This window comes from Candidatus Obscuribacterales bacterium (assembly GCA_036703605.1).
Lineage (GTDB): Bacteria > Cyanobacteriota > Cyanobacteriia > RECH01 > RECH01 > RECH01.
This window is the reverse complement of the sequence record DATNRH010000507.1, coordinates 1-6,827: the sequence shown is the minus strand read 5'-3', so window position 1 is coordinate 6,827 and position 6,827 is coordinate 1. Positions and strand designations below refer to the sequence as shown.

General features: G+C 53.4%; 5 protein-coding genes. 4 read left to right on the top strand and 1 reads right to left on the bottom strand.

What is annotated here, in order from left to right; genetic code table 11:
* On the top strand, positions 1–255 hold a 255-nt coding region (locus tag V6D20_11015; protein HEY9816312.1), incomplete at its 5' end, for a hypothetical protein.
* Positions 256–467: 212 nt separating this feature from the next.
* Here the strand turns inward: V6D20_11015 and V6D20_11010 are convergent.
* A complete protein-coding gene (locus V6D20_11010; protein HEY9816311.1) occupies positions 468–2,573 on the bottom strand; it encodes a TIGR00300 family protein in 2,106 nt (701 codons plus the stop codon).
* A gap of 369 nt (positions 2,574–2,942) precedes the next feature.
* On the opposite strand from V6D20_11010, the gene V6D20_11005 reads away from it, so the two are divergent.
* From V6D20_11005 to V6D20_10995, 3 genes are all read left to right on the top strand, one after another.
* Positions 2,943–4,658 carry a hypothetical protein gene (locus V6D20_11005; protein HEY9816310.1) on the top strand — a complete coding sequence of 572 codons (1,716 nt, stop codon included), beginning with the start codon at positions 2,943–2,945 and terminating at the stop codon, positions 4,656–4,658.
* Positions 4,659–5,107: 449 nt separating this feature from the next.
* On the top strand, positions 5,108–5,629 hold the full coding sequence (locus V6D20_11000; GenBank protein ID HEY9816309.1) for a response regulator: 522 nt from the start codon (positions 5,108–5,110) through the stop codon (positions 5,627–5,629).
* 66 nt (positions 5,630–5,695) lie between these two features.
* Positions 5,696–6,827: ATP-binding protein (locus V6D20_10995; GenBank protein ID HEY9816308.1), on the top strand; the 1,132-nt coding region annotated here is incomplete at its 3' end.

Genomic DNA, 6,827 nt, shown 5'->3' with positions numbered 1-6,827 from the left:
AGCATAGAGTTCCTGATCGTCATGTCTACGTTTCCCACACTCAATCTTATTCCGGGTGCGATCGCTGAACTGTTTGCCCAAGCAAGCCGGTCGGGCGTTCTCACCGTTGCCGATCGCTACGGATTGATGGCAGCCGTGTTTGAAGAGTCACTCAATGACGACGAGCGCCGCGCCATCGACCGATTGCTGCGAGCGGTTTATCGCGGTCATCTCCAGATTACGTCTGAGCTTTCCGCTTTGCTGGAGCTTGTGTAGCCCTAGGGTTCACACACAGCCTGAAGTTCGTCACTCCTGCTGGAGCGTTTCTAGATCCTGAGCTAGAAACTCCTGAAGTCACAATCTCGTCACGCAGCGATCGCCCCAACCCCCTGGGGCGATTGTTGTTTTATGGGTGCCAAAGAGCGATCGCAAGAATTCAGAATCCCCCCTGGCCGCTTTTGACCCAGGGGAGACTAGAGCTAACCGACCTACCGGACAGCTTGGGGTGCGTTGAGCTTATCAAGCTGCTGCACCAAGAGGCTGAGGAAGAGACCCACGTCGGTGACCACGCCCACAGATTCCACCGAGCCGCGATCGCTTAACTTGGTGACGACAGCCGGGTTAATGTCTACACAGACCATCTTCACGCCAGCGGGAGTCATGTTGCCGACGCCGATAGAATGCAGCATGGTGGACAGCATCAGGATCATGTCAGCGCCGGTGATCAGGCGAGCGTAGTCAGCCTGGGCCGCAATCAGATCCATGTGGGTATCGGGCAGGGGGCCGTCATCCCGGATGGAGCCCGCCAGGGAAAAGTCTACGTTGTGGCGCACACAGTCGTAGAAAATGCCCGAGGTCAAGATGCCTTGCTCCACAGCAGCAGCAATGCTGCCAGCTCGACGGATGATGTTGATGGCTTTCAGGTGATGGCGATGCCCACCGCGTACGGAAATACCCCGCTGCATATCCATACCGAGGGACGTTCCCATCAAGGATTGTTCGATATCGTGGACAGCGATCGCATTCCCGCCCAGCAGCGCCTGCACATAGCCTTCACGGATCAGACGGGATAGGTGGACGCCGCCGCCGGTGTGGATCACCACAGGGCCAGCGGTAACCACAACTTTGCCGTTCTGGGAACGAATTTTCTGGAGTTCCCAGGCAATTTGTTCAACCACTAGCTCCACGCGGCGCTCACTGGAAACCCCTGCGCCCATGAAGCTGAACTCTTGAGTACCACGCTGGTCACGGGCATCGGCTTTGCGCACCGTGCGAATACCGTCTACGCCAACCACCACGCGATCGCCCTCTTTGAGATCCCGTAGCAAACAACAGCGAGCGATCGCCCCTTCAGCGGTGTCGCCAATCACGATCGCTCCATCCATACGCTGCCCCTGTAGGCGGATCCAGTCGCCGTTCACCCGCACCTCGGTGGGATAAATGGTGGTGACATAGAAGTCATCGGGGCCAACGCCGTCTTTGACCACCACTTCGGTATCCACATCCTGATCTTCCCGGGGGTTAGCGATCGCCCCTAGATCGATCAACTGGGACAGAATTTCTTCCATGATGCTGTGGCTAGGAGCCGAAACCCGCACCTCTGCCCGCGACGTACTCTGCCGCTGCACACCTAGCTCAAAGTTGAGCACTTGGAAACTGCCGCCGCCATCGGTGATCACATCCAGGGCGCGGTTAATTAAGCCAGAGTCTAGTAAATGTCCCTCTAGCTTGATGGTGCGGCTTTCGTAGGCCACGGTGGCAAACTTTTCGGTGAGCACCGGCTCCGTCACCCGCAGCGTTAAACATTTGGCGGCTCCACCTGCCTTAAGGAATTCATCAAGGGGCGTTTCTAGAACCTGGAAGCCAACATGGGCAAGCTGTTGCTTAAGAGAATCGCTAGCCCGATTCATAATCACAATGCGGTTGATGTTGACGGCATTACAAGCAAAATTGACCGCATCGGGTTCGTCAACAATAATCCGCTTCTCCGGCGGTATCCGTAGTTCAATCAAGCGATTGGAGTAGGAATCAAAGGCGGGAGGATAGTAAAGCAGGTAGCCGTCGGTGAGAGGGCAGAAGCAGGTATCCAGATGGTAGAACCGCTCATCCATCAACCGCAGAGACAGCACTTCCACGTCTAACCATTCGGCGAGATAGGGATGGGAATCGAGTTCTGAACGGAAGCCATAGCCAGCCCACAGGTAGCGCCCTTCGCGATCAAACAAGGCATCACCAGCTCCCTCAAAGGGCAGATCCTTGGGCAACTCATGCACTGTGAAGCCTTGCTCTTCAAACCAGGTTTTGAAGTGGGGCTCTTCTCCTTGGCGTTCGGGGTGGAAGAAGCGGCTCAACACCACCGTATCGCCAAGGACAAGACCAGCATTGGCCGTAAACACCAAATCGGGCCAGCCCGGTTGGGGTTTGATGAGGTCAACGGTGGCATGGTCTACAATAATTTGATAAAGTCCTTGCCATTGCTCAAGCGCCCGTTCGCGCGAGGACTTATGGATGTTTCCCTCCATCCAAGGATTAATCACGTAGTCCACATCATAATGATGGGGAGAACACATGAGGAAGCGAATCGAAGCACTCATAAGTGACCCTTTTGAAGATAGATTGACCGATTGAATAATGCCAAGGCGCTAGAAAACGACGGTAGAGTGGCGTGCTCTAGCCTCGCAGCTTGACGATCGCCCTGCCTCCTCCCATTGTTCAGCATGGTGACCGTCCATGGCTCTTTAAAACCAACACACTAGCCGCAGCCAATATGACATTGTATTACGTTCAGGGTAAGGATAATAAATTCTAGCGTCCTGAAAATAGCGGACTCAACTTGCAGAAACGATCGCGCTATACCAGTATCTCCAAGGGATTGGGCAACATCAAATCCTAGACAAATGGGACTGGAAGCCAGGGGATTTTCACTGAGATGTGATGATTTGACTACATCACAAAATGATAGATTGAGGCTGGACTGGGAAATCAATCGCGCCACCCTCGTTAGCCTTCGGGGGCGATCGCTGTTTCCCCATGTCTCTAGAATCTACTCCCATCCAAACTGCTTTATGTCTGAGGATCCCGCTATCTATTCCGCCTCTGCTGACTCAGCCCCGCCAGAATCGGAGCGCGATCGCCCCTCAGGTGATCTGGCATCCCAGGACAAGCCTGAGATGGCCGCTGACCTATCTGGCAACGATACTCCTGACCAGTCGATGGAGAGCAGTGTGCCGCCGCCTGCCGAGCCTCCCCCCAAACCGACGGTGCCTGTTGAGCCCGTGGATATATCCCTAGACACGGGTGACGTGGTAGCCACGGTGCTCAAGACGGCGCAGGAAACCCTCGACCAATCTCTGGTGGTGGTGGGTCAAGTGTGGGAAGCGATCGCTCCCATTGCTCGGGCCCTGGCCATCTTAGTCCTGCGGCTGCTCATTTTGGTGGGGGAATGGGGGCTAGAGCAATTAAACGTGCTAGCCGATAGACCACCACCTGCATCCAGCAAGCCCAAACGCGCGAAGTCCAAAGTTGCTAAGGTAACCGATCGCTCCTCTGCGACGGTAATACCAGCTAGTCCGGCATCCATGGATACGCCACCCACCCTAGCTGGTGTCTCTGAGATGGCAGGCGGTTTAGATGAGGATGACCCAGAAGACGAAGAGGTGGATGAGGAGATTGATCTTGAGCTAGAGGATGACGGTTTTGAGCTAGAGGATGATGGCGATGAACCCGAGGAAGCCGCCGAGGCTGATCGAGAACTGTCCGCAGCTTCCGCCCCCCTAGCCGACAATCCACCGCCTAAAACAATGCGATCGAAGCTCCTCGGCCTCAGTTGGACAATCGTCGGGGTGTTGTGGTCGCTAGGGGTAAAAATCGGGCGGGTGCTGTTGCCCAAACGCATCGGCGATCGCCTCCCTGATCCAGTCGTGGGTGCCCTGACGTCGGCGCTGGTGGTCTTGGTCTTGTGGATTACCTTATCTATCCGATCAACACCGGTTGCTTCCAGCCCTGCACCCGAGCCTCCACCACTTGAACCCGTGCCCATCGAGCAGTTCCAGGAACCAGAAAGCTCAGCAGAACCCGATCTCACCGATACACCTCTGGTTTCTGAGCCCATCTTCGAACCGATTTCTGAACCGATGCCTGAGCCGGTAGAAGATCTCGAAGGTGCTGATGAGGCAATCCAAGACATCCCGTCGGACAAGAGCCCTGCGGAAGACGTGATTCCCGATGCTCCCTTTATTGGCGATTTACAGGATCAGCTTGCCGACGTGCTGGCGGACTATAGCGGCATAACGTTGAGTTCCGTGCAGGCCAACTTCCTACGCGGTCGCTTGGTGGTCACCGTGGGTGAGGGCTGGAATGGTCTAGGGAGCGATCGCCCCCACTTTGCTGCATCTCTATGGCAGCGATCGCAGGAGCTAGGGTTCAACAAGCTAGACGTGGTGGACAGTGCAGGCACGGTGTTGGCCCGCAGTCCCGTAGTCGGCAGTCAAATGGTGATCTTTGATCAAGCCGCTGCCAGTGCGCCAACGCCGGAGCCGGAAGCGATCCCAGAAGCGGAGCCGGAAGCGATCGATCAACAGACCGCTCCCTCCCTTGAACCGCCTATAGACGCATTAGACGTGCCTGCGGAAGCCAGCGAGGAAGCCACCCCTGATACACCCGACGTCCTATCCTCTTGATCCACGGTTGGATCAACGGTACTGAGGTCTTGCATAGAAATAGCAGCCGCTCAGGTCAACTCGTTGGTGGACTTGAGCGGTGTTTTTATGGTCAGTCGCCGGGGCTTGTCGTTGAGATCTAGGAACGATCTAGGATGAGGGATGCATCAGTTCCTATGGGTATGATCTTCTATGGGTCTGATCAATAGCGATCGCTACTCACAGGAGGACAACAATTAATCATCATCAAAAGGCACATTACGCCTAACAGTCCTACACGTTGGTTGATCGAGATCCACCTCCACCTGTAGAGGCAGTCCGGGTAAACGGGCAGTATGTCTGAAGGAGTAGAGCGACCGAGCATCCCAACAAGACAAAGATGAGCCCTTGTTCATCTAGTCGTTGGCTGCCCGTCTCAAGTCCATATATATCTCGGATGATAGATCAGGAACGCAGTCAATCTCCCACCTGTGAGTGACGACAGCGATCGCACAACCTTCTACGATAAAAAAGCCAAGCGTACCAAACTAAGAGGAAACAAAGGAGTGATTCCCCTGTATATGCAAGAACGTGTTATTCATATTCTGCTGGTAGAAGATGATGAAGTAGATGTCATGAACGTCCGCCGTGCCTTTCAAAAAAGCAATATCACGAATCCTGTTTATATTGCTCAAAATGGATTAGAGGCCCTAGATATGTTGCGGGGGGTTAATGGGCAACCATCTGTTGTGCCAAGTGCTCGGCGTTTAATTTTACTAGATCTAAATATGCCAAAAATGGGCGGCATTGAGTTTCTCCAAGAACTGCGGGCCGACCCTGACCTGAAGCTAACGCCGGTTGTGGTGTTGACCACATCAAACCAAGACCAAGATCGAGTCGAGGCCTATAACCTCAATATTTCTGGTTATTTGCTCAAGCCGGTTACCTTCACAACCTTTGCAGAACTCATGGCTACCCTGAACAAATATTGGGCGTTATGTGAAATGCCATAAGAAGCGACATTAAGCCTATGGTTTTCTGTCTTGTCCTGCAAGATCTCACATGGAAGCAATCGTCACATGGAAGCAACCCTCAGAATTTTAGTCATTGACGACGATGAAGTCGATCGTATGACCGTGCGGCGATCGCTAGTCAAAGCTGGCTTTCGTTTAGAGGTAGTCGAGGTGGAAAATTGCACAGAGGCGATCGTCACGCTGCAAGAATCGCCCTTCGATTGTGTATTTCTCGACTATCGTCTACCTGATCAAGATGGACTGCTGCTGGTGCAACAGGTTCGCCAAATTGGGATTCGGGTGCCGCTTGTGGTGCTCACTGGGCAGGGAGACGAAGAAATTGCGGTGGATTTGATGAAGGCCGGCGCTACAGATTATCTCGTTAAGTCGAGAATTTCATCCGATAGTTTAGCGAGAGTGCTGCGTAATGCCATGCGAGTGTATCAGGCAGAAATGGAGGCAGCCCTGGCTAATCAGCGGCTGCGGGAAAGCAATGAGCTGCTCATTCATAAAAATCAAGAACTGGAAATCCAGCGGCAGCAAATTCAAATTCAAAATATCAAACTGGTGGAAGCATCACGGCTTAAGTCTCAATTCTTAGCCACCATGTCCCATGAGCTACGCACTCCGTTGAATGCAATTATTGGCTTTTCCCAACTCCTGCTCCGACCTGGAAAACGTACCTTGCTGCCGCAGCAGCAGGATATGATCCAGCGAATTCTCAACAACGGACAACAGCTTTTAGCCTTGCTCAATGAGATCTTAGATTTTTCCAAGGTAGAAGCAGGTCGGCTAGACCTTCGCCCCGATACAATCGTACTATCAGACGTCGTGAATTCTACGGTGAACGAACTGCGATCGCTGGCGGATGAAAAACAGCTTGAGCTTACCGTACAGATTGATCTAAGGCGACCGCAGGCCTTTAATGATCCAAACCGGTTACGGCAGGTGTTGATTAATCTGGTAGCCAACGCCATTAAATTTACCGATGCGGGCAGGATATCAGTATCCATTTCCGATCCATCGGATAGCATGGTGCAGATCGTCGTTCAAGATACGGGCATCGGCATTGCTCCAGAGGATTTTGAGCATATTTTTGAAGCGTTTCGCCAGGTTGATCAAAGCCGGAGCCGCAAGCATCCTGGCACTGGATTGGGGCTAGCGATTACCGATTCATTAGTGAGAATGATGCAAGGAA

Excerpts from the sequence above, each read along its gene's own strand:
- V6D20_11010 (HEY9816311.1), bottom strand. The coding sequence starts at position 2,573 with ATGAGTGCTTCGATTCGCTTCCTCATGTGTTCTCCCCATCATTATGAT.